Annotated in this window: 20 protein-coding genes and 2 pseudogenes; 19 read left to right on the top strand and 3 right to left on the bottom strand. The window is 52.6% G+C overall.

What is annotated here, in order from left to right:
- Positions 1-6: 6 nt before the first annotated feature.
- The 19 genes and pseudogenes from MKZ32_RS02940 (at position 7) to MKZ32_RS03025 (ending at position 17,445) form a co-directional block, all read left to right on the top strand.
- Positions 7-360: a hypothetical protein gene (locus MKZ32_RS02940; protein WP_239795901.1), complete on the top strand. Its 354-nt coding sequence runs from the start codon at positions 7-9 to the stop codon at positions 358-360.
- A 46-nt stretch (positions 361-406) separates the two neighbouring features.
- Positions 407-1,096 (top strand): annotated as a pseudogene (locus MKZ32_RS02945) (DUF3363 domain-containing protein).
- A 24-nt stretch (positions 1,097-1,120) separates the two neighbouring features.
- Complete coding sequence (locus tag MKZ32_RS02950; protein WP_239798180.1) at positions 1,121-1,336, top strand: hypothetical protein; 216 nt, start codon at positions 1,121-1,123, stop codon at positions 1,334-1,336.
- A 61-nt stretch (positions 1,337-1,397) separates the two neighbouring features.
- On the top strand, positions 1,398-2,156 hold the full coding sequence (locus tag MKZ32_RS02955) for an MlaE family ABC transporter permease (RefSeq protein ID WP_239795902.1): 759 nt from the start codon (positions 1,398-1,400) through the stop codon (positions 2,154-2,156).
- Positions 2,156-2,938 (top strand): ABC transporter ATP-binding protein, encoded by a 783-nt coding sequence (locus tag MKZ32_RS02960; RefSeq protein WP_239795903.1) that lies wholly within the window; start codon positions 2,156-2,158, stop codon positions 2,936-2,938. The genes MKZ32_RS02955 and MKZ32_RS02960 overlap by 1 nt, the downstream gene beginning before the upstream one ends.
- Complete coding sequence (locus MKZ32_RS02965) at positions 2,935-3,918, top strand: MlaD family protein (RefSeq protein WP_239795904.1); 984 nt, start codon at positions 2,935-2,937, stop codon at positions 3,916-3,918. The genes MKZ32_RS02960 and MKZ32_RS02965 overlap by 4 nt, the downstream gene beginning before the upstream one ends.
- Positions 3,915-4,541 (top strand): PqiC family protein, encoded by a 627-nt coding sequence (locus MKZ32_RS02970; RefSeq protein ID WP_239795905.1) that lies wholly within the window; start codon positions 3,915-3,917, stop codon positions 4,539-4,541. The genes MKZ32_RS02965 and MKZ32_RS02970 overlap by 4 nt, the downstream gene beginning before the upstream one ends.
- Before the next feature lie 858 nt (positions 4,542-5,399).
- Positions 5,400-6,335 (top strand): cysteine synthase A, encoded by a 936-nt coding sequence (gene cysK, locus MKZ32_RS02975; RefSeq protein ID WP_239795906.1) that lies wholly within the window; start codon positions 5,400-5,402, stop codon positions 6,333-6,335.
- Positions 6,336-6,464: 129 nt separating this feature from the next.
- The gene (gene rplU, locus MKZ32_RS02980) at positions 6,465-6,776 is read left to right on the top strand and encodes a 50S ribosomal protein L21 (RefSeq protein ID WP_239795907.1); all 312 of its coding nucleotides are present in this window, start codon (positions 6,465-6,467) and stop codon (positions 6,774-6,776) included.
- Positions 6,777-6,794: 18 nt separating this feature from the next.
- On the top strand, positions 6,795-7,052 hold the full coding sequence (rpmA, locus tag MKZ32_RS02985) for a 50S ribosomal protein L27 (protein WP_239289476.1): 258 nt from the start codon (positions 6,795-6,797) through the stop codon (positions 7,050-7,052).
- Between the two features lie 70 nt (positions 7,053-7,122).
- On the top strand, positions 7,123-8,187 hold the full coding sequence (gene obgE, locus MKZ32_RS02990) for a GTPase ObgE (RefSeq protein ID WP_239795908.1): 1,065 nt from the start codon (positions 7,123-7,125) through the stop codon (positions 8,185-8,187).
- Between the two features lie 6 nt (positions 8,188-8,193).
- Positions 8,194-9,312 carry a glutamate 5-kinase gene (gene proB, locus MKZ32_RS02995; protein ID WP_239795909.1) on the top strand — a complete coding sequence of 373 codons (1,119 nt, stop codon included), beginning with the start codon at positions 8,194-8,196 and terminating at the stop codon, positions 9,310-9,312.
- 136 nt (positions 9,313-9,448) lie between these two features.
- A pseudogene (locus tag MKZ32_RS03000) lies at positions 9,449-9,616 on the top strand (helicase-related protein); the annotation flags it as partial.
- 297 nt (positions 9,617-9,913) lie between these two features.
- Entirely contained in the window at positions 9,914-10,294 is a 381-nt protein-coding gene (locus tag MKZ32_RS15605) for a GtrA family protein (protein WP_420887715.1), read from the top strand.
- Positions 10,291-11,070: a class I SAM-dependent methyltransferase gene (locus MKZ32_RS03005; protein WP_239795910.1), complete on the top strand. Its 780-nt coding sequence runs from the start codon at positions 10,291-10,293 to the stop codon at positions 11,068-11,070. The genes MKZ32_RS15605 and MKZ32_RS03005 overlap by 4 nt, the downstream gene beginning before the upstream one ends.
- On the top strand, positions 11,043-11,993 hold the full coding sequence (locus tag MKZ32_RS03010; protein WP_239795911.1) for a glycosyltransferase family 2 protein: 951 nt from the start codon (positions 11,043-11,045) through the stop codon (positions 11,991-11,993). The genes MKZ32_RS03005 and MKZ32_RS03010 overlap by 28 nt, the downstream gene beginning before the upstream one ends.
- A gap of 38 nt (positions 11,994-12,031) precedes the next feature.
- The gene (locus MKZ32_RS03015; protein ID WP_239795912.1) at positions 12,032-13,738 is read left to right on the top strand and encodes a hypothetical protein; all 1,707 of its coding nucleotides are present in this window, start codon (positions 12,032-12,034) and stop codon (positions 13,736-13,738) included.
- Between the two features lie 66 nt (positions 13,739-13,804).
- Positions 13,805-16,186 (top strand): hypothetical protein, encoded by a 2,382-nt coding sequence (locus MKZ32_RS03020; RefSeq protein WP_239795913.1) that lies wholly within the window; start codon positions 13,805-13,807, stop codon positions 16,184-16,186.
- 161 nt (positions 16,187-16,347) lie between these two features.
- Entirely contained in the window at positions 16,348-17,445 is a 1,098-nt protein-coding gene (locus MKZ32_RS03025; protein ID WP_239795914.1) for an acyltransferase family protein, read from the top strand.
- Between the two features lie 386 nt (positions 17,446-17,831).
- On the opposite strand, the gene MKZ32_RS03030 is transcribed toward MKZ32_RS03025, so the two are convergent.
- The 3 genes from MKZ32_RS03030 to hemE form a co-directional block, all read right to left on the bottom strand.
- Positions 17,832-19,229 carry an FAD-binding oxidoreductase gene (locus MKZ32_RS03030; RefSeq protein WP_239795915.1) on the bottom strand — a complete coding sequence of 466 codons (1,398 nt, stop codon included), beginning with the start codon at positions 19,227-19,229 and terminating at the stop codon, positions 17,832-17,834.
- A 47-nt stretch (positions 19,230-19,276) separates the two neighbouring features.
- Complete coding sequence (locus MKZ32_RS03035) at positions 19,277-21,454, bottom strand: primosomal protein N' (protein ID WP_239795916.1); 2,178 nt, start codon at positions 21,452-21,454, stop codon at positions 19,277-19,279.
- A gap of 291 nt (positions 21,455-21,745) precedes the next feature.
- Positions 21,746-22,810, bottom strand: a complete 1,065-nt coding sequence (hemE, locus tag MKZ32_RS03040) for a uroporphyrinogen decarboxylase (protein ID WP_239795917.1) — start codon at positions 22,808-22,810, stop codon at positions 21,746-21,748.
- Positions 22,811-23,037 lie beyond the last annotated feature (227 nt).

A 23,037-nucleotide genomic window follows, 5' to 3' on the forward strand; every position in this document is an offset into this window, starting at 1 on the left:
TACAACATGGACATCAAAACATTGGAGCAAGTGCTCAAACTGCAAAATGATCTCACCGTCCGGCTTACACAAAGCATGGTACCGCAGCGCACGGGCAAGATGCCGACCATTAAAGTTACACTTAAGGAAAAGGAGGAATTGGTTGCCCGCGCTCAAGCGGAGGTCGAAACCGCCATCCAGGAGCGTGATGCAGCCGTAAGCCGCTGGAATGAGCGCGTCGCACAACGCAAAGCGATCGTCGTCAAACTGCAAAAGGAATTGGACGATCTTAAAGAACAACTTACGGAACGAAACGACCCAACCAAAGATAGAAAATCTGGAAATTTAAAAAAAGAAGTGCGCAGCAAAAAACCTCGGTAATCAGCGGTAAACAGGCGTTTTTTTGTTTGCTGCGATCGAAACGTTGGTGCGGGATGGTAATTTGTGTGCAATCAGGAAACTGGCTGAGTCAGGCGATGCAATATTTACATCCACAAAGCGCCCAGCCAAGGGACTGATTGATTCTCCACTTGGGTGTATTGCACCGACCATCACCTGGCGATCACCAAGATCAGGCCACGGCTGGGCGCGATCCGAAAGAGACGGTCGCTGCTATGTGCGTCGGCTGGAAGCGCTGCGCCGAGCGGGCATTGTCGAGAGGATAGCTGAGGAGGTCTGGCGCGTGCCAGCGGACCTGCCTGAGTAAGGTCGGCAATACGACATGCAGCGGCTGGGTGGCGTGTCGGTGGAGCTGCGTTCGGACTTGCCCATTGAGCGGCAAGCCCGCGTGATCGGCGCGATCTGGTTGGATCAGCAATTGATCGGCGGCGCCAGCGGTATCGTCGACAACGGTTTTGGCAGGGAGGCGCGCGGAGCACTGCGGCAGCGGTCAGATTTCCTGATCGAACAGGGATTGGCCGAGCGACGCGGGCAGCGCGTGATTCTTGTGCGCAACCTGTTGGAGACGTTACGCAGACGCGAAATTGACGCTGCTGCCAAGACCATTGCTGCGGAAACCGGCCTGACGCATTGTGTCGTGGCTAACGGCGAGCGCGTGACCGGCCATCTACCGTCGCAACGTACAACTCGCCAGCGGACGCTTTGCGATGCTCGATGACGGCATGGGTTTCAGCCTGGGGCCGTGGAAGCCCGTCATCGGGCAGCGACTGGGGCAGACTATGACCCCGACGCGCTGTCGTCGCGCCGCTGGCTGAGCAAGCAACTCGACATTGCCGAAGCCGCGCTGGCCGCGCAGAGCGAAATTGCATACACTGAGTATTGGGCAATACTGTCGCCCTCCGTCTTTGAGCGGAACAGAGCAGCAAAAAAATCTATCGTTGTGTCCGAAATTACTTGACCACTACAGTGTATCTATCAACCCAAAGCGTACCCGCTCCCTGTCTCATGAGCTTCTCGCGATGAACGTTCGCGACGTCGAACGGCCCGTGACCTTCCTCGGCGAGGTTTTGCTGTCGGGTGTTGGGGCTTTTCGAGGCGTGTGGCGTTTCCGCGCCGAAGACTTCGGTCGCGTCATGGCCGACTGCGGCTCCCGCGCTGTGCCCATCGTCTCGGTCGTGAATCTGCTGGTCGGCGCGATCCTGGCGTTCGTCGGCGTGGTACAGCTTGCGAAGTTCGGGGCCGGCCTCTTCGTGGCGGATCTGGTCGGCATCGCGGTGGCGCGGGAGATGGCCGCGATCATCACCGCCGTGGTCGTCGCCGGCAGGACGGGCGCCGCCTTCGCCGCCGAGCTCGCCACCATGCAGACCAACGAGGAGATCGACGCGCTCGAAGTGCTCGGCCTTCCCGCGGTCGACTTCCTGGTCTTGCCGCGCGTGGTTTCGCTGCTGGCGATGCTGCCCTTGCTCTACGTTTTCGCCTGCGTCGCGGGCCTCGTCGGCGGCATGGTGGTGGCGGTCGCCATGCTCGACGTTTCGCCGATTGCCTATGTTCAGCGCACGGCAGAGGCATTGACCTGGTCGCATCTGGGGCTCGGCGCCGCCAAGTCGGTGGCCTTCGGCGCTCTGGTCGGCCTGGTCGGCTGCTATTACGGCCTCTACGCCAGGCGCACCGCCGCCGGCGTGGGCGTGGCGACCACCGGCGCGGTCGTCACCAGCATCGTCGGGATCATCGTCCTGGACGCCGGGTTCGCGGTCTGCGCGAACGCGCTGGGGATCTGATGGCCTTGCTCGCAGTCGACGAACTGGAGATGCGCTTCGGCAGCCGTCTGATCCAGCAGGGCGTTTCGTTCACGGTCGACCCGGGCTGCATATTCGCCATCATGGGCGGCAGCGGCTGCGGCAAGAGCACCTTGCTCAAGCACATGGTCGGCCTGCTGGCGCCAGCCGCGGGTACGGTGAGCTACGACGGTGAAGATTTCTGGGCCGCTGACGCCACGCGGCGCGCCGCGATGCGCTCTCGCTTCGGCATGTTGTTCCAGAGTGCGGCCCTCTGGTCGTCGATGACCGTTCTGGAAAACGTCATCCTGCCTTTGACTCAACAGACGCGGCTCGACGCAAAGCAACGGGAATCCAGGGCGCGCGAAGTGCTCGAATGGGTCGGCCTCGACGAGTTCGTCGGGTTCTATCCGTTCGATCTGAGCGGCGGCATGAAGAAGCGGGCCGGACTGGCCCGCGCCATCGCCGCCGAACCCCCGCTGCTGTTCCTCGACGAGCCGTCGGCCGGGCTCGATCCGATCAGCTCACGCCGGTTGGACGACCTCGTTCTCGACATCCGCGAACGCACCGGCGCCGCAGTCGTCTTCGTGAGCCACGAGCTGCCGAGCCTGTTCGCCATCGCCGACGACGGCATCTTCCTCGATGCCGACAGCAAGATGCCCATCGCACACGGCCGGCCGAGCGACCTGGCCGGACAGCGCGTTCACCCGACGGTCCACGCCTTCCTGCATCGGGAAGTGCCGACCAGCGCCGCCGACCCCACACACCACGAGGTACCCACATGAAGCGAAACGCTTTGCTGATTGGAAGTTTCGTCCTTGCCGCACTGTTCATTGCCATCGGAGCCCTCTTTTGGCTGAGCGGCAGCGAGCTGTTCAGCAAGCAACAAAAGGCCAGCGTGTACTTCGACGGCAATGTGAGCGGGTTGTCGGTCGGTGCGCCGGTGACCTTTCGAGGCGTCACGGTCGGGCAGGTGGCGGACATCGGCATCTTGATGGACACGGCATCCCTGAAGACGACGGTGCCCGTCACGCTCAACCTGCAGTACTCGGGGCTGCGTCTGATCGGTGCGCCGGACCAGCCGCTCGAATTGCCGTATCTCGTGCAGCGTGGCCTGCGCGCGCGGCTCGCTTCGCAGAGCATCGTGACGGGGCAAAAGGCGGTCGAGCTCGACTTTCTCCCCGACTCGCCTGCGACCTTGCACGGACTCTCGGACAACCCCGAGATCCCGGTGGTCGGTGACCGCTTCGACGCCCTGATCGACCAGGTCGCCGATCTTCCCCTGCGTGACACGGTCGGCGACGTCCGATTGGCGGTACAGGAGCTACGCACGACGCTGCTGACCGTGCAACGGACGCTCGACAGTTCACAGGCCATTCTCGTAGCAGCATCTGAAGAGGTCCGAGCGGTCGGGACCGAGTCCCGAAAGACGCTCATGGCGGCGACGCAGGCGATCCAGCAAGTCCAGGTCAGCGCCGACACGACGCTTCGATCCATCACGTCGCTCACGCAGACGACGCAACAAACGGTTCTTGCTGCGCAGCCCGAGCTGCAGGCGACGCTCATGAATGCCCGCCAGGCCGCCGAGACCGCGAAGGTGGCCATGACGAGGATCGCCGACATCGCTGCCCCGGGGGCACCGCTGCGTTCGGATCTGGAGAGCACGGTCAGAGACCTGTCGCAGGCTGCACGGAGCTTGCGCTCCTTGAGCGAGTTGCTTGAAGAAAAGCCCAACGCCATCGTCTTTGGAAACACACGCAAATGAAAGTGCCGGTGATCAAGTCTCATGTGCCTACGTTGGCCGTTCTGGCGGCCTGTCTCGGCGGCTGTGCTTCCACACCGGTGCCGACGCTCCTGACCCTGCCGCCGGCCGTCTTCGGGCCTGCCTCCGCCAGTGGAGGCGGCGCGTCAATGCCTGTGATGTCGGTCGCCAGGATCGATGTGCCGGAATATCTCCTAGCGCGGCGGGTTCGCTACCGCGCCGACGACAGCAGTCTGGCGGAATGGCCTGACACATTCTGGGCCGAGCGCGTCGAGATCGGCATATCGCGCGAGTTCGCTGCGGCCGTCCGACAGATGTTGCCCGGTTGGCGACTTTGCGAAACGAATTGCGGCGAACAGCCACTGCAGATGTCGCTTCAAGTTACGCTCGATCGGCTCGACTATGTGCGCAGCAGTCGGCAGTTGCATGCGGGTGCTCGGCTCATGTTGTGGTCGCCGGAGCGGCCGGCGCGCTTGCTGCGAACCGAGGAGCGCAGGTACGCTATCGCGGGCCACGACGACACCGCGCAGTCGCAAGCACGGACCGTAACGGAGCTGCTGAGGCGAATCGCCATGGATGCCTCGGCGATGATTCCCCTGCCTGCGCCGGCCTCGCCGCATCGATGACGAGGGGCAACCAAATGCGTTCGATCTCGAACTCCTGCTCGAAGCGTAAGAGATTGCGGACGGCGACCTTTGACCGCAGTCGAGGCGATGTCGCCGCCGCGTCTCGTTGCTGTCGATCTGCCAAGCGACTGGCCGCTGTGATGCGGGTGCTCATACGATGCCGCCATCGGCGGCCGCGCCAGCCCGATGAAGAAAACCGGATCGATCCAGCTTCGACGTGCACCGCGTATTCCTTGACCCGAGCCGCTACAAACCCGATGGAGAACACCGGATGAATCATGCTTCGACTTTGATCGCACCCGCTACGGCTGTCACCATGGTGGCCGCCGCCGGCCCGGCCGGCGCGGGCAGCGCCTGAAGTATCGGGCTGCGTGGGCGATCGACGACGAGGTGCGGCGACTGGCCTGCTATGACGACGCTCATGGGCGCCCCGGACGCAACGCGGCCCGCGATGAAGCGCGACCGGCGCCGGCCGGGACGGCATCGACCGCGCCGGTGCCATCGACTGCACAGTCTTCTGTGGCCGCGTCGACTGCACCGACCGCATCGATCGCACCCATCCCGCCCGCCACCGCGCCGACGTGACGGCCGCTGCCGACGCGAGCCAGTGGCTCTCGACGCTGTGGGATCTGCAGCCAGCCGACAAGCGCGGCACGCTGCAACTGCGGCCGCACCGCGCCAACTGCCTCCTGCCGGCGCGGCATCATTTATATTCAACGATTGCTTAATCGAGTGCCATAACCATCAGATCCGAAAATGCTTGGACTGGAAAACCTCTCATAAGGTATTATTTGGTCAACGCAGTACACGACTAATCCGGCACTGAATGCTGCAATATGAATGGAAGAGAGGAAGTAGATGAAGATTGCAAAAAATGTTTCGGAACTGATAGGTAACACACCACTGGTGCAATTAAATCGCGTGAGCGAAGGCATAGATGCCACCATCCTTGCCAAGTTGGAATACTTCAGTCCTGCGCTCAGCGTCAAAGATCGTATCGCCGTGGCAATGATTGATGATGCTGAAAAAGCAGGTAAAATTAAACCAGACACAATTATTTTGGAACCAACATCGGGCAACACCGGCATCGGCCTTGCTATGGTTTGCGCAGCTCGCGGTTATAAGTGCGCTTTCATAATGCCGGAAAACATGAGCCGTGAACGCCGTCTGTTGATGAAGGCTTATGGCGCAGAGCTCATTCTAACTCCAAGCTCGGACGGCATGCCCGGGGCTATGAAGAGGGCAAAAGAAATGGCTTTGGCCGATTCGCGCTACCTCGTAATGCAGCAATTCTCTAATCGCGCTAATCCTGCCATCCATCGTACTACCACCGCCGCAGAAATCATGCGCGACACCGACGACATGATTGATATCTTTGTTGCGGGTGTGGGAACTGGGGGCACTATCACTGGTGTGGGTGAAGCATTGAGAGAAATCTTGTCGGCCGTGCAAATAATTGCCGTGGAACCCGATGCCTCACCCGTACTTTCCGGTGGCCAGCGTGGCCCGCATGCTATTCAAGGGATAGGGCCAGGTTTTGTGCCTGAAGTACTCAACAAAAATATATTCCACGAAGCAATACGGGTTAAAGATGCCGATGCATTCAATATGGCACGGCGCCTGGCAAAGGAGGAAGGCCTGCTGGTGGGTATTTCCTCCGGCGCGGCGGTTTGGGCTGCCCTTGAAGTTGCCAAGCGTCCGTTGAATGTTGGCAAGATGATCGTGGTGATGATTCCATCATATGGCGAGCGTTATTTGTCCACTCAATTGTTTGCCGACCTGGATGTGGATTAACCAGCTGTTGTCGGAATACAGGACACAGAATTGGCGGCTGATAACGCTTTCATTAAAAACCATTTTGACGGCTAGGGCCATTTGTGTATAATGCGCGACTCTGTAAAACCGCATTCAAGCGAGGTTGTTATGTACGCAGTAATCAAGACTGGTGGTAAGCAATATCGTGTTGTCGCAGGCGAAACCCTGAAAATTGAAACTGTTGCAGGTGAGGTCGGCAGTGCTATTGTGCTGGACAAGGTGCTAATGGTTGGCAATGGCGATGTAGTATCTGTTGGCCAACCTTTATTGGCTGGCGCTACTGTCACGGCAACCATAGTATCGAATGGTCGTGGCGAGAAGATCAGAATTTTCAAGATGCGTCGACGCAAGCATTACCAAAAACATCAAGGTCATCGTCAAAACTTCACTGAGATCCGCATTGACGGCATTTCGGCGTAATATTGAAGGAGAAGAAACATGGCATCAAAAAAAGGTGGCGGCAGTACCAGTAACGGTCGCGATTCACACTCAAAACGCCTCGGTGTGAAAACCTATGGCGGCGAATTAATTAGCGCTGGCAGCATTATCGTACGTCAGCGCGGTACGCGATTCCATGCTGGTGACAATGTTGGCATGGGCAAGGATCACACCTTGTTTGCAAAGATTGCTGGCAAGGTATTGTTCGCCGTCAAAGGTGCACAAAGACGCAAGACTATCTTCGTGGTTCCAGTTTAAGTACTCCTAGCTCAAGTACAATGAGCCCTATCGCGAGATAGGGCTTTTTTATTTGTAGGATACCCACATCATGAAATTCATCGACGAATCAAAAATTGAAGTCATCGCAGGCGATGGCGGCAACGGTGCGGCCAGCTTTCGGCGAGAAAAATATATCGACAAGGGCGGCCCAGATGGCGGGGATGGCGGTTGGGGTGGCAGCGTGTATGCGCTCGCAGACCGCAACATCAACACCCTGGTGGATTACCGTTTTGCGCGCCATCACCGCGCGCGCAATGGTGAAGCGGGGCGTGGCGCGGATTGCTACGGTAAAGGTGCGGAAGATATTGTACTGCGCATGCCAGTCGGCACTGTCATCACTGATATCAATACCGGTGAATTGATTGCTGACCTGGATCACGATGGCCAAAAAATGTTGCTTGCCCAAGGTGGCAAAGGTGGCTTAGGCAATCTGCACTTTAAATCCAGCACCAACCGCGCCCCGCGTCAATGCACTCCAGGCGTTGAAGGTGAACGGCGCGAACTGCAATTAGAGTTAAAAGTACTCGCCGACGTGGGTTTGTTGGGTATGCCCAATGCAGGCAAATCTACCTTCATTCGCGCGGTTTCCGCTGCCCGCCCCAAGGTAGCCGATTATCCCTTCACCACGCTACATCCGAACTTGGGTGTGGTGCGGGTATCGGCTGAAAAAAGCTTCGTTATCGCCGACATTCCTGGCCTGATTGAAGGCGCTGCCGAAGGTGCGGGACTGGGACATCAGTTCTTACGCCATTTGATGCGTACCCGTTTGCTATTGCACTTGGTCGACATTGCCCCGATGTACGAGGGAGTCGATCCGGTGCATGAAGCCCATTCAATCCTGAATGAACTAAAAAAATATGATGAATTGCTGTACAACAAGCCGCGCTGGCTGGTACTCAACAAACTTGACCTGCTACAAGATAAAGATGAAAAGATCGCTGCTTTTCTGCAAGGGTTCGGCGACTACACGCGTTATTTCGCTATCTCCGCGATTAATGGCGAAGGCTGTAAAGAATTGAGCTATGCCATCATGGAGCATGTGGAGCAGGTTGCTAAACAGGAAGAGTTGGCCAATGCCGAAAATGCCCAAAAAACCGATACCATAATACTTTAATGCATCATGAAAACCATTCTGACCCAGTGCAAACGCATCGTCGTCAAAGTTGGCAGCAGCCTGGTCACCAACCAGGGTGAAGGACTGGATATCCCCGCAATCCGAAATTGGGCGCAGCAAATTGCTACGCTACGTGAAAATGGGCACAAAGTAATATTGGTTTCCTCTGGCGCGATTGCCGAAGGTATGCAGCGACTAGGCTGGAAACAACGCCCCAGCGCCGTGCATGAATTGCAGGCAGCTGCCGCAGTCGGTCAGATGGGCTTGATACAGGTGTATGAAAGTTGCTTTAGCGCACACGGCCTGCATACAGCACAAATATTGCTCACCCATGCCGACCTCGCGGATCGTGAACGCTATCTAAACGCCCGCTCTACACTGCGCACCCTGCTGACCCTTGGTGTTATTCCCGTCATCAATGAAAATGATACTGTGGTCACCGATGAAATCAAGTTTGGCGACAACGACACTTTAGGTGCACTGGTTGCTAACCTGATTGAGGCTGATGCGCTCATTATCCTCACTGACCAGATCGGCCTTTACACTGCTGACCCGCGCAAGGATCCAAATGCTACGCTAGTCAGTTTGGCGCAAGCTGGCGATGAAAAGCTTGAAGCCATGGCAGGTGGTGCGGGTAGCCACATCGGGAGCGGCGGCATGCTCACCAAGGTACTCGCCGCGAAACGTGCTGCACGGAGCGGCGCACACACCGTGATCGCGTCTGGCCATGAAATAGATGTGTTACCACGCCTGATGAGTGGTAACAGTATCGGCACTCTGCTGGAAGCGCAGCCTTTACCTCTGAATGCGCGCAAGCAATGGCTGGCGGATCACCTGCAAATCAGCGGCAAGGTGACGCTGGATGCCGGCGCAGTGCATGCGTTGCGTAACGAAGGCAAGAGCCTGCTACCGGTCGGTATCACCAAAGTTAGCGGGGAATTCGAGCGTGGCACCGTGGTCGCCATTTTCGATACGCATGGACAAGATATCGCGCGCGGTCTGATCAACTACAATGCGACAGAAACGCGTCGCATCGCTGGCCATCCCAGTAACGAAATTGAATTCCTCTTGGGCTATGTTGATGAGCCAGAGCTGATACATCGAGACAACTTGATTTTATTGTGAGCAGCAAGCCTAATTTTTTGGCAGTAATCGCAACTGATTTCTTGTTGTATTTGAGTGCTTAGTTTTGTCGGTAAGTTAGTGGATATTCCATCGAAAATGATTTATAGCCCGCTCCCTGAGGTTGGGTGGCAACTGCGTAGCCGCACGTGGCATCGACGTTCCTGGTATTTCACATGTGATCAACTTCGGCCTGTCCAAAGCCGCCGAAGACTATGTACACCGTATTGGCCGCGCCGCCCGCGTCGGATCTTCCGGAATTGCAGTGTCGTTTGCATCCAACCGCTATGCCGGAAACCTGCAAAAATTTGCCGGCTTCCTTCTGGTTAATTTTTCCTGCCGTCAGCAGTTCCATTATTTGTGCTCGCTTCACTTCTTTTTGACTCATCATATCGTCCATTTCAAAATGTCTGCCTCTGGTTTTTACAGGCGCTGAGTCGAATCACTGAGGGGACATTTCTATTTGGGAGAAAGGGGACATTACTACTTTGCGCTGACAGGACAAGGCTTACAGTGTTCAGCAAGATGAAAGTTTGGTAGTATCAACCCGCCTGTTGAAAGATAAAAAACCAAGGGAATCTCAGGCAGCCCACTGTCACCAAAAATGAAGACCATAAAACCGGGTGTACAAGTTACGCGATATGCCCTGATTGGCGTATGTAATACAACGGTACACTTGCTTATTGTAGGATTGTTGACGTGGCTCGCGGAATTCAATCAGATGTATGCCAATGTCATAGCTTACATTGTGGCCTCATCTTTTTCATTCTTGATGAATGCTCGATGGAGTTTCCAGAGTAGGCCGGGAGCGCGAAATTACGCTCGGTTTCAGCTTGTTTCGTTACTCGGGTTGATCGCTAGCGCAACTTTGGGTCACCTTGGCGATCATTTCGGCTGGCATTTCGCCGTAACCGTTTTTCTGATTGCGCTCACGGTTCCCGTTATATCTTTTTTGCTTCATCGTTCTTATACGTTTTCAAAATGACTAGTGCAGACAAAGCAAGTGAAGATGCCATCTTTAGGCAATTCCCCAAATACCGCCAGCCGTTACCCGATGAATATTTATCTATCTATGACAGAGAATACGTGGCTAACCGTACTGCCGGGGGACTTGGAAATAATATTGCCAGAGCGCTTGAATCGTGGATGCACAAGAAGGTCGCAACAAGCGCAGTCACTCAATCCGAGGTAATTCTGGAGCTTGGAGCCGGCTCCCTTAACCATCTATCCTGGGAGGGAGGTTACGCCAGTTATGACGTCGTCGAACCTTTTCAGAAACTATTGGATACATCCTCAAACTTGGGGTTGGTACGCCATACATACGCACAGTTAAGCGAGATTCCCTATGAGGCGCAATATGACCGGATAATATCGGTTGCGGTGCTAGAACATCTGCTGGATTTGCCGACAGAAATTGCCCGCTCGGGACTTTGCTTGCGAGAGAACGGAAGATTTTGTGCAGGAGTTCCCAGCGAGGGGGGCTGGCTATGGGAAATGGCTTGGAAGTATGGAACCGGCCCTGGATTCACCAGGCGTACCGGACTGGATTATGAAAAATTAATGCGGCATGAGCATGTTAATACCGTTGATGAGATTGAGGAATGTGTACGCTATTTTTTCGATGAAGTCACCAGGGAGCGCTTTCCCTTGCCAGCCAAGTCGTTCAGTCTGTATTCGTTTTTTATCGCGACTCGCCCCAATAGAAAGCGTTGCGAAAGTTTTTTGGAAAAATCATGCAAACAACGCAACCCATCGTTGTAATTTTGGTTTCCATAATCCTCCCTTTTTTCAACGAAGCAGAAGGCATCCCACTTTTCTTTGAGCGGCTTGATAATGCTATATCAAATATTCCGGATTGCCGATTTGAATTGATTTGCATCAACGACGGCAGTCGCGATAGGACGCTCCCGGCGCTGGAATTTGCAAAAAAACGCTACCCCGCAATCACCATCATTGACTTCACCCGTAATTTCGGCAAAGAAGCGGCATTGACGGCCGGGCTTGAGTTTGCTGCCGGAGATGCAGTGATAATCATGGATTCAGATCTTCAGCACCCTCCCGAATTGATTCCGGCATTCATACAGAAGTGGCGTAGCGGAGTCCCAGTGGTACTAGCTAAACGAAACTCAAGATCAACCGAAAGCGTTCTCTATCGGTTGTTGGCGGGAATGTTTTATCGTCTTCATAACAATATATCCAATATAAAAATCCCTACTAACACGGGTGATTTCAGACTGATTGACCGCCAGGTCTGTGACGCCCTGAAGCGACTTCCGGAATCCCACCGCTTCATGAAGGGCTTGTTCGCTTGGGTCGGTTATGAGTATGAGCTAGTTGAATATGATGTCGCCCCGCGTGCTCATGGACGGACATCTTTCAACAAGTGGAAGTCGTTGAATTTTGCCCTTGAAGGCATCACCGGTTTCAGCACAGTGCCTCTGCGTGTATGGACCTATGCGGGATTGCTGGTCACGGCGGTTGGCTTCTTCTATGCGTGCTGGGTCATCTTGCGCGCCATTTTTCTTGGTATAGATACTCCCGGTTATGTGACGCTATTGACCACTGTTGTTTTCTTCGGAGGACTTCAGTTAATTGGTATCGGCGTGCTGGGTGAATATATAGGTCGTATCTACATCGAGACCAAGAATCGGCCCATATATCTCGTCAAGAAGATCATTAAATGACTACTACCTCGGATGACATTACCCGTGAAAAGCTAAAGTTGAATGAACTTCACATCCAACCCGTAATTGATAGTGAAAACAAGAGAGCAGGCAGCGATTTCTCCGCTTTCAATGTTGTGCTTGGTTTATTGCTGGCAGCAATCATCGCCAACCATCTCCTGTGGGTTTGGCATTACGCAATCCCAGTACCCTCTGGGGATGACTACGTTATCATCCTCAATCGGCTCATCATATTTCACGACCTTCCTCCTGACCTTTCTTTTAGCGAGAAACTTGGATTTTTCATTGGCTTCTCAGGCGGTCAGCATCGATTAGTGTTCTTGAATTCCGTCATTGTCGTGCTCTACAAGATCGTTGGAAATATTGACTTCCACACTCTGGTTCTCATCGGCAGCAGTTCCTTGATAGCACTCCTCTGGGGGCTATGGAAATACGCTGGTTCGGTTTTGCCCATCTCAAGAAATCGCATTGCTTATTTTCTGCCGGTAGCATTGCTGATACTGTCGCCCGCATATTTCGAAGCCTCGCTTTGGACAACAGGGGTTCTGCAGAATCTGCCTGTACTGGCATTTGCTTTTTTTGCAATTGCTTATGCATCACAGCGATCAGGCTTCTTCTTTCTTGTTGCCCTGTTTGCCGCGCTGCTCGCAACCTGCACGGCGGCCAGTGGCATGGCCGTTTTTCTGGCTTGTGCGGCGGTGCTCGTTGCGCAGCGACGTTTTGCACACGCATTCATAATGGTGTTGCTATTTATTGCAGTTGCATGGGTTTATACACGAGGCTTTCCAAACGATCCCTCGATTCCCGTAACCACATCACCAAGCGAATTGATCCGCTTTTTTTTGGCGCTGTGCGGCGCATTAGTCTGGGGAAAGAACGGGGCAATTTTCCTCGGTGTATTGCTTGTGGCTGGCTTCGGGGTGCTCACATGGCAAGGCCTTCCAAAGCGCAATCCTGTTTTGTGGGGACTCGGCCTCTTTGTCCTGCTTTCGATGGCAATGATGTCCTTAGGGCGAGCCGGTTTTGGTGTCGAGGCAGCGCTATTAAGCCGCTATAAACCTTATTCCGGTCTGATGTTGGTGGTCATTTACCTGGGGTCAGTTATTCATGTGCCATCGCTTACCTGGAAAAAGTTCCTCGGATTTTTTGGCCTTCTTATTTCGAGTGCCGTATTTGTTTCCTCTCTGATCCACTACAATGCGGCGATTACTGATTTAGGATTCCTGCCGAAGTTGAGGATGGCTTATCGCGCCATCGAAGGGAAGGTGCATGTGTTATCCGGATTTCCCGGCACGGATTTTTCAAATCATGTAATTGATACCGCCGAACGATATGGGATGTACCGACCTCCATCCTTTTCAGAACTTGTGGCAATCCCTGTGCCGCCCTCCAAAGGAGTTCTTCCCTCCACTCTGAAACAACAAAAAGCAGGATACGATCACCTTATATATCAGTTTATTGACGGCGAAAAGGCAGCGCTTATTTATGGAGGTTCTGATAAGAAATGCACCCTTGAGCCATTGCGGCTTGTACTGAAAAGCGGTGCGCAAACTCTGTATTTTGAAATGCAACCACCTGACTGGGGCTGGTTGAATATTTATCATGACCACTCAAAGCACGGCTTTTTTGGCGGCATAGTGGACAAACGATCCCTTCCGGCGGGTTTATATCAATTGGGTATGACTTGTGGCGACGCCCCCCCCACGTTTTGGGGTAATGGTTACCGGGTGTCCAAAAATCCATGACGTTCTTTTCTGAGTGTCAGTGCCTTGATAACCGTATTTACAAAATAGCTTGATAGGTTGAAAAACATGACTGTTTTTTCCAGAAATCGCCGCTGGTTAATTGCCTTGTTGTTAGTGGCTGTTGTTTCTATCATGGGCGGCGTTGGTTACAAATTTATCAAGAGTCATCGTCCACAATGGCTTAAGTTTACGCAAGCAGCACCACAACCGCCAGCCGCAATCGGATACCTCGACAAGTTGGCAGAGGATCCAGCCAACAGCACACAAATCAAGGTAGTCGGCTGGGCCTTGGCTGAAGACGGCGTAAGCGGTGTAGAGCTGGTGTTGAATGGCCAATTCCGTATCCCTTTGCAAACTGCCCTCATCCGAACGGATGTCGCGCAGGCTTACCCAGCTTACCCGGATGCGGCCAAGGCCGGTTTTGAGGGAGTCGTCGATACCTCAATATGGGTCGCGAACTGGAGCGCAATGGAAGTGGTCGTCACCGACAGGAAAGGCAGGTCTTCGGTCATCGGGCGTCGCACCCAACCTGCAATTGGTGCCATGGATACGTGGACCGACCTTCTAAATGGTCGCGATGCCAAGCGTGATGACATTTTTTACTTCATTATGGCCACGAGTAATGTGGCCGGTGGAGGCGGAAGGGAAATCGACACGGTATTTCGCCCCTATGAAAGCAAGACGGTAAAAGTTGGAATTCGGGTTCCCATTCTCTATTTGCGAACAACCAAAGGTAATGCTGGGGATTATGGTTTTGACCAGGATTTTCAGCTCAGTAAGAAGTGTGGCGACAGGGTAATTGCCGATGACAATCTGCATGGTGTTACGCAATATGCCATAGATCACAAGCTGCCAGTACTTTTTACTCTAAACGGCGGCATTTGGGCTGATGCTGCGTGTGATGTGCCGGAATGGGATATCAACGACAAGCTCGAACAGGATAAAAATAATTGTCAGTGGAACGAAAAGAATGAGGTGATGCCGGACGACACCCTGAAGAAGCTTTCTGGCTCGATGGAATCACCGGAACTTGGTCGCACCCTTACATTTAATGTCTATGCAGCCAAGAACCGCCTCTACAAGAAACGGAATTTGCAGCAAGCGGCCGCTATCATTCGCGAATTTGCAGCACAACACCCTGATCTTTTAATTGGGGTGAACATGGATCCTGATCTGTACCTCAATCCTTTCTTTGTTCCAAAAGAGTGGTTCGACTATAACCCCGGCACCTTGCGGCAGTTCCGCGAGTGGTTGCAAGGAACGGGGCCATATGCCGGACATCCCACAGCGGGGGTGCCTGATCTTTCTCGTTATCGCAAAGAAAAGCCATTGACTCTGACTGAGGTTAACGCATTGAGTGGGCGCCAGTTCAAAAGTTGGGTAGATGTTGATCCTCCCCGTTCATTTCCTCATATTCTTGGCAAGCCTTTTTGGGAGGATGCATGGGTGCGCGAATGGGAACACTTTCGCCGCCATCTCGTTGATTTACACTACGATGAGCTTTCGCAGTGGTTAGTTGAGGCTGGTCTTGACAAGGATTTTATCTATTCATCCCAAGGATTTATGGCACCTGGAGAGGGCAGCATGCCCTTTGCAATAAATATCAACAGCCCTGTAAAAAACTTTGATTCTGGAGGTATGTCGATCGAAGGTTCTGTTCCCGAGCATGGGCATTTAGGTGCAATTCTCTACGGGCCCAGTGCTACCAACCAGATCAGGATGGAAGAAGATCGTACCCTATTTTCTGTTTTCCGAAAATTTGATCCTGGCTGGGCCGTTATCGAGCATAATACTGCTGATTTACGCAACCCGTCTCGCCTCCCCAACTTCGCTGAAGCTTACAAATCACTGCGGGAAATTTACAATTACGGAGCGCACTTTATTTCACCGATGGCATGGAACGGTAGCCGAGGTAGCTTTGTGGGACAGCCCGGATTCGTCGCCTACACGGCGCTACGTGACACGCCACTTGAGGACGCCACCAAGAATTTCATGATAAGTCACGCCAATTTGCCACGCCGAGCAAGACTGTGGACCTTTGGTGGTGACGGGCACGCCGACGACGATGGCTGGGTGCCGATATTGGGAACGAGAGGTGTTGTCACCCCTGGAATGTTCACTTTGCATGGCAACGCTGACGGTCAGGTTTCATTGGAATCACCTGATGATTTGGCTTTCAAACTGGCGGATTACAGCGCGATCATTTTTAAGGTCGCTACGCCAAAAATGTTATCCACCGTAAGCGTTGAAGGGCAAACAGCTGACGGAAAATGGATACCCCTGTTTCCGGAAACATCCTTGGCCAATCTGCGGTTGGTAAAAGCAGGTTCATTGCTGCCGCTGATGGCCGAGCGCGATAATGCGGAATTTAGACGTATTCGGCTGAACTGGAAAACTAACGATAAAAGCCCATTAGTTCTAGAGCGAATCGCATTTTATATCCGTTGACCGCAGTCTCAAATCGCCTACGAGCATCTTACGATCAATACGGAAGACGGCTGGCACCGGCCCTTAACTTCAGCTCAATTTTCACACCCAGACGAGCACTTTGATTCAATACGAAAAAACAATCTATTTTTATATGTTTTTCATACTAGCCACATTGAAATATGACCACGATCCACTTGCGCGCCCCAATTTCTGAGAAATTGGCAAGCCGCGAAAATAATTTAAACGCCTTACGCCTGATCGCTGCGGTATTGGTATTTTTTTCTCACTCTTACGCATTGAGCGGAAATATCCAACTAGAGCCAATTGGTCGCCTTCTTCGTATATTTGATGGCGGTTCCTTGGCCGTGATAGCTTTTTTCTTTTTGAGCGGCTATCTTATTTCGTCAAGTTGGGCCTCCACGCCACACTTTCCTTCGTTCATGGCAAAAAGAGCGCTGAGAATTTTGCCTGGCTTAGCTGTTGTTGTGGCGATCAGCGCACTTTTGCTTGGTCCCATAGCAAGTTCTCTGGATATCAATCACTATTTTTCATCCGGCCAGGCATTTAGATATATCCGCGACAACGTTAATGTCTTAAGCTTGAAAACCAACACGCTACCTGGCATTTTTGAAGACCTGCCAATACCTCGCGCCGTTAATGGTTCTCTATGGACCTTAAAGGTTGAATTCCTGGTTTACATCGCGACTGGAGTGATCGGTGCGACCTGTCTGCTGCCAACCGAAGGAAGAGGCTGGCGCAGTATTTTATTTTCTACAGTGATGCTCTACTTAGCTGCTCGAATGATCACCGTTACCAAAGCCGAATTCGATAGTTGGAATACTGGCCTCGACTTATTTTCGTGCCAATTGATTGCGGTCTTTATACTCGGAGCTATTGGGTACACTGTACGCCACTGGATCCCTCGTTCCGGGTTACTAGTGACGGGACTCATTGGCCTTACATATTTATTTCGAGAAACCAGTCTATTTCTGCTTTTTATATATTTGTCGTATGGATATTTTTTGCTATTCGTAGCTACTTCATCATTCCATCTATTAGGAAAAAGAACACGAATCCATGATTATTCTTTTGGCGTTTACATCTATGCCTTTCCAATTCAACAAACCATTGTCACGCTGGCACCCGGCATTTCGCCAATTTCCCTGTTCCTGTTCTCGTTCCCCATTGTGACGCTATTTGCAATTGCCTCATGGCATTTTATTGAGAAACCCTGTCTTGGGCTTAAGGTTTTTTATGGTCTTGAATCCGCCAAATGAAGTGGCTACCATTACCGTAACTTATCATTCAGACTTTGGTAAAATCTGCGGATGGTGGGTGTAAGAATTTTTGTGTACGGCCATATGGCGGGAAACTGCTGTATTGCAAGGAGCTATGGTGACCGTACTGAAAGCGTTATCCCTAAATTGATTGATGGCCTGTTGGCCGACTACAAAAAATCCGAAGATCTAGTGGTGTGCTTGTGAATTAATGGAGTCATATTTATTCGCTTTCGTCGTAGCTCTTTACTTTGAGGAAAGTGAGAGATGAAAGCTTCCGAGCTACGAGGCGAGCTCGGTAGGCTGCCTATATGAAAATCCATATTCTGATTCAAAATGGCGCATATAACCGGCGACCACCCATAGAATATCTCAACGAGCACTCACTACATTACCTTCCCTGGATTCATTAAATTGTTTGGGTCGAGTGTGTGCTTGATGCTGCGCATCAGCTCCAATTCCAGCGCACTTTTGTAATGATGTATCTCATTACGCTTGAGTTGCCCTAGCCCATGCTCGGCGCTGATACTGCCGTTTAATCCATGCACGATGTCGTACACGATGCTGTTGACCTGTTGGCTTTGCGCGATGAAGGTCGGGTTTTTTGCAGAATCCAGCATTGAGACGTTGTAATGGATGTTGCCATCGCCGATATGACCAAAGGCAACAATGCGCAGGCCGTTGTATGTGGCACGCAGGGCGGTATTCGCTTGGGCGATGAATTCTGCCACGTGACTGATTGGCACAGCGACGTCATGCTTGATGCTAATGCCCTCGCGTTTCTGCGCTTCGCTGATATTTTTGCGCAAATTCCACCAGCTTACGGCGTTATTTTTCGAATCGATGGCGAATTCGAGGATACCCGTACCAAACGCTTGCAGCGCATTGAGTAAAGGTGCATCGAGGGGAGCTTGCAGCACATCCGACAGTTCGATCAGCACGATCCATTCATAACGCGTAACAAATGGCTCAACCGTATCGGGAATATGCGCTAAAACGAGATCCAGGCAGGACCTCGAAATGATCTCGAAGGCACTTATTTTGTCGCCGCAATTAGCACGTAAATGAGCGAGCAGTTTTACTGCCACCGCCGGATCGCTTACTGCCACACACGCGGTTACCACCGATTGTGGATGGGGAAACAGCTTCAGCACGGCAGCAGTGATAATACCCAGCGTGCCTTCTGCGCCGATGAATAAGTGCTTCAAATCATAGCCGGTGTTGTCCTTGCGCAAACTGCGTAATCCATCCCAGACGCGGCCATCTGGTAAGACAACTTCCAATCCAAGCACGAGGTCGCGCATGTTGCCATAGCGCAGCACGCCGATGCCGCCGGCATTAGTGGAAATGTTGCCGCCAATTTCGCATTGGCCTGCGATGGCGGTGAGGCCAAGAGGGAACAGACGATTGACCTGCTCTGCCGCCTCTCGCACCTTGGCCAGGGTGCAGCCTGCTTCTACGGTTAATGTATAGTTGGTGGTGTCCAGCGCAAGAATTTTGTTCATGCGTGACAGGTTAATCACAATCTGTTGGCCTTGCGGCAAGGGTACTGCCCCCCCGCTTAAACTGGTGTTGCCGCCTTGCGGGACGATGGCGATGCGGTGCTCGGCACATAACGCGACCACCGCAGCAACTTGTTGCGTATCGCCAGGCAGCACGACAGCCAGCGCCTTGCCGCTGTAACGCCCGCGCCAGTCGGTACAATAAGGCGCGGCTGTTTCGCCGCTCAGCACGTGGTCGGTGCCGACTGCGTTTCTTAGTAAATTCATCAAATCTGGAAGCATAAAAAAATTCCTTAAAATGCCTTATTTCACAAATTGATCTGTACGATCTAGAAATCCATCGGGTCAATGTCCAGCGACCAGCGTAGTTTTTGGGCTGGTAGCGCATCCAGCAAGGGTCGCCACTCGCGCAGGAATTGCTGCAAGGGTTTTCGCGCTTCACTTTGCACCAGCAATTGCGCTAAAAAATGATTAGCGCGACGCGGCATGGCCGCAGGAACCACACCGTAAATGTCAACTGGCATGGCGAGTTCAATTGCAGCATCGCGCGCTTGTTGCAGGAAAGTATACATGTGGGCTTCATCCTTGGCTTCAGCACGCAGCAACACTTGATACATGAATGGCGGGAAACCGGCGGATTGGCGTTCCGCGAGTAGGATTTTTGCCCACGTATCGTAATCATGTTCTCGCAACGCGCGGAATAATGGATGATCAGGAAATGCGGTCTGAATCAGCACCTCGCCCAGCTTGTCGGCCCGGCCCGCGCGCCCTGCTACCTGGACGAGTTGGGCAAACAGCTTTTCCGATGCTCGAAAATCACTACTGTATAACGCACCGTCCGGGTTAAGTACACCCACCAGTGTCAGGTTGGGGAAGTCATGTCCCTTGGCCAGCATTTGCGTACCAACCAGAATGTCCACCGCGTCTTCGTGAATCTGCTGACGCATGGCTTGCCACGTTCCTTTATTACGCGTGCTGTCACGGTCCACGCGCAGAATGCGCGCCTTGGGGAAATGCTCCTGCAACGCACTCTCTACCCGTTGCGTGCCGATGCCAATCGGTTGCAGGTCGGCGTTGCCGCACGACGGACAGGCATGCGGCACACGCTCCTGATGGCCACAATGATGACAGCGCAGGCGGCGATCTTTAAGATGTAGCACCAGCTTGCCCGCGCAATTTGAACAACCAGACAGCCAGCCGCAAGCGCCACACATCAACACGGGTGCATACCCACGCCGATTAATGAATATCAGGCTCTGTTCACCGCGCTGTAGCCGCTCGGCCAGGGCCTTTAGAAGCGGCTCACTGAGACCGTGCTGCATAACTATATTGCTGGTGTTAATGCAGCTCACCGTCGGCAACTGCGCCTGCGTCGCTGCGCGCTGGGTCAGGCGCAACATTTGATAGCGTCCGCTCTGTGCGTTGTAATAGCTTTCAAGTGAAGGGGTAGCGGATCCTAATACAATCGGTATGCCCCGCTGGCTAGCACGAAAGATTGCCACATCTCGTGCCGAGTAACGTAAGCCATCCTGCTGTTTGAACGAAACGTCATGTTCTTCATCCACAATCAACAGTGCCAGTTGGGGCAGCGGCGTGAACACTGCCAGACGGGTGCCCAGTATGATGCGCGCGTGGCCGGACTGCGCACGCAGCCAGTTCTGCATGCGTTCGCCATCACTCAAGCCACTGTGCAGACTGACCAGCTCAACATCCGGCAAGCGGCTGCGAAAATAATTTTCCAGCTGAGGTGTAAGATTGATTTCCGGCACCAACAGTAACACTTGCCCTCCCTGCTGCAATATCCGGTTCATTAGATGCACATAAATCTCGGTTTTACCGCTACCGGTGATACCGTGCAGCAGGAAGCAGCCAAAGCATGATGCTTTAGTAATGGCGTCCACTGCTTGCTGCTGCTCCAAGGTCAACGTATGAGTATTGTTGAATGTAAATTTGCTGGAAACCGCAGGCACTGCGCACGTCTCGACCCATCCCGCTTGTGACAATGCTTTAAGTGCAGATGCTGCGCTTGGTGATAACGCGCGCACTTGCGCGACACTTAATGAATCCAACTTCAAGGCTGCGAGGATGCGATGCTGCACCACCTTGCGCTTAGACAGCAGGCTCAAGTCGAGCGCACGGCCACTAACGCTTAGTCTGTATTGCATCGCTTCCTTGAGCGTGACAAGCTGGCTGGTACGCAAACGTACTGGCAAGGCGGACAGCACAGTAACACCAAGGGGATAGTGGTAATAGTCGCTGCAGAAGCGCAGCAAAACAAGCAGTTCATCGGACAGTGGAGGAATATCCCGCAGCACCTGCAAAACGGGCTTGATACGTTCTGGAGAAAGGACGGAATCCATTGCGCATTCCATCACCACTCCTGCCATTTTTTTGCGTCTAAATGAAACCAATACGCGCTGTCCCGGAATGATCGCGATGCTATTGCCTAGCGAATAATCAAATAGTGTTGACAATGGCACATCTAGCGCGACGCGAACAATTGTCATTTAATAAAATTTGCTCCAGCAATTTCTATCATACTGAGCTAAGCCAACTGACTTAATTGAGTATTTTTTATTGTCCACATAAGCTGTGGATAACAATGTGGATAATTCCAATATAAGTAGGCTAACTACTGATGCTGTATACGGTTTTGTCCAGCCGCTCATTTCATAGGCACAATTTATTAACAATAAAAACAATAACTTAAATTTTAAACTTTAATGCCAGGATAAAAAATTTCCTCATGGTGGATCGCTGCGCGATTTGTGTATAACCAGAAGAAATGTCAAGCATTTTTAATGGTATTTGCGACTTAGATCATGAACTGCCTGTACTAACACCGCAGCATTGTCAGGGTTGGTGAATTGTGAAATGCCATGCCCCAGATTAAATACATGACCACTGCCATAGCCATAACTAGCCAGCACGCGTTCCGTTTCGGCACAGATAACTTCCGGCGTGGCAAACAGCACGGCTGGATCCAAGTTACCTTGCAGCGCAACCTTATGGCCCACTTTTTGTCGCGCTACACCAATGTCCATGGTCCAGTCCAACCCGACCGCATCGCAGCCAATATCGGCGATGCTATCCAGCCACAACCCCCCACCCTTGGTAAATACAATTACTGGAACTTTCATGCCATCATATTCGCGCTTCAGCCCCTGCACGATTTGCTGCAAGTAAGGCAGTGAAAATTCGTAGTAGGCAGCATGCGAAAGTACGCCACCCCAGGAATCAAAAATCATCACCGTCTGCGCCCCTGCTTCAATCTGGGCGTTAAGATACTGCGTTACCGCTTGTGCAGTGACTTCCAAAATGTGGTGCATCAGCTTGGGTTCTTTATACATCAACGTTTTTACACGTGCATAATCGTCGCTGCCACCGCCTTCCACCATGTAACAAGATAACGTCCATGGGCTGCCAGAAAAACCAATTAATGGCACGCTACCATTTAGTGCCTTGCGAATTTGCGACAGGGCATCGGTGACGTAACGCAGATCTTTGTTGATGTCTGGCACCCTTAACGCTTTGATAGCAGCCTCGTCGCGCAAGGGCCGCTCAAATTTGGGCCCTTCTCCCTCGGAGAAATACAATCCAAGTCCCATGGCATCTGGTATGGTGAGAATGTCGGAAAATAGAATCGCAGCATCCAGAGGAAATCGATCCAGCGGTTGCAATGTAACTTCCGTAGCCATATCAGGGCTTTTGCATAAATCGAGAAAACTGCCGGCACGCTTACGCGTGGCACAGTATTCCGGCAGATATCGTCCGGCCTGGCGCATCATCCACACGGGGGTATAAGCAGTCGGCTGACGCAGTAAGGCACGCAGGAAGGTGTCATTTTTTAACTTGAAATTCATGTTGTTCTCTTTTAATTTATATTGACTAAATTTAAACAGCTTTACCCCTGACCTCCCAAACTTCCCTTATCAGAGAGATTAGCTAGGTAATTTGGTTATGCACAGGGTCTGCATTATTGGTGAAGCAGATAAATGCAAAAAACCAGGAAGATAATATCGTCTTCAAGTATCAATATCTTGAAATGAAGGGATGCCCTGCGGTATTTTGTTGTGCATCATCTGCCATA

The organism is Candidatus Nitrotoga arctica (genome assembly GCF_918378365.1).
In the GTDB taxonomy this organism is placed as follows: Bacteria; Pseudomonadota; Gammaproteobacteria; order Burkholderiales; family Gallionellaceae; genus Nitrotoga; species Nitrotoga arctica.

What these genes read in the sequence shown, in the direction of transcription:
- MKZ32_RS02940 (WP_239795901.1), top strand. Translation starts at nt 7, where the DNA reads ATGGACATCAAAACATTGGAGCAAGTGCTCAAACTGCAAAATGATCTC.
- MKZ32_RS02955 (WP_239795902.1), top strand. Translation starts at nt 1,398, where the DNA reads ATGAACGTTCGCGACGTCGAACGGCCCGTGACCTTCCTCGGCGAGGTT.
- MKZ32_RS02960 (WP_239795903.1), top strand. Translation starts at nt 2,156, where the DNA reads ATGGCCTTGCTCGCAGTCGACGAACTGGAGATGCGCTTCGGCAGCCGT.
- MKZ32_RS02965 (WP_239795904.1), top strand. Translation starts at nt 2,935, where the DNA reads ATGAAGCGAAACGCTTTGCTGATTGGAAGTTTCGTCCTTGCCGCACTG.
- MKZ32_RS02970 (WP_239795905.1), top strand. Translation starts at nt 3,915, where the DNA reads ATGAAAGTGCCGGTGATCAAGTCTCATGTGCCTACGTTGGCCGTTCTG.
- cysK (WP_239795906.1), top strand. Translation starts at nt 5,400, where the DNA reads ATGAAGATTGCAAAAAATGTTTCGGAACTGATAGGTAACACACCACTG.
- rplU (WP_239795907.1), top strand. Translation starts at nt 6,465, where the DNA reads ATGTACGCAGTAATCAAGACTGGTGGTAAGCAATATCGTGTTGTCGCA.
- rpmA (WP_239289476.1), top strand. Translation starts at nt 6,795, where the DNA reads ATGGCATCAAAAAAAGGTGGCGGCAGTACCAGTAACGGTCGCGATTCA.
- obgE (WP_239795908.1), top strand. Translation starts at nt 7,123, where the DNA reads ATGAAATTCATCGACGAATCAAAAATTGAAGTCATCGCAGGCGATGGC.
- proB (WP_239795909.1), top strand. Translation starts at nt 8,194, where the DNA reads ATGAAAACCATTCTGACCCAGTGCAAACGCATCGTCGTCAAAGTTGGC.
- MKZ32_RS15605 (WP_420887715.1), top strand. Translation starts at nt 9,914, where the DNA reads ATGAAGACCATAAAACCGGGTGTACAAGTTACGCGATATGCCCTGATT.
- MKZ32_RS03005 (WP_239795910.1), top strand. Translation starts at nt 10,291, where the DNA reads ATGACTAGTGCAGACAAAGCAAGTGAAGATGCCATCTTTAGGCAATTC.
- MKZ32_RS03010 (WP_239795911.1), top strand. Translation starts at nt 11,043, where the DNA reads ATGCAAACAACGCAACCCATCGTTGTAATTTTGGTTTCCATAATCCTC.
- MKZ32_RS03020 (WP_239795913.1), top strand. Translation starts at nt 13,805, where the DNA reads ATGACTGTTTTTTCCAGAAATCGCCGCTGGTTAATTGCCTTGTTGTTA.
- MKZ32_RS03025 (WP_239795914.1), top strand. Translation starts at nt 16,348, where the DNA reads ATGACCACGATCCACTTGCGCGCCCCAATTTCTGAGAAATTGGCAAGC.
- MKZ32_RS03030 (WP_239795915.1), bottom strand. Translation starts at nt 19,229, where the DNA reads ATGCTTCCAGATTTGATGAATTTACTAAGAAACGCAGTCGGCACCGAC.
- MKZ32_RS03035 (WP_239795916.1), bottom strand. Translation starts at nt 21,454, where the DNA reads ATGACAATTGTTCGCGTCGCGCTAGATGTGCCATTGTCAACACTATTT.
- hemE (WP_239795917.1), bottom strand. Translation starts at nt 22,810, where the DNA reads ATGAATTTCAAGTTAAAAAATGACACCTTCCTGCGTGCCTTACTGCGT.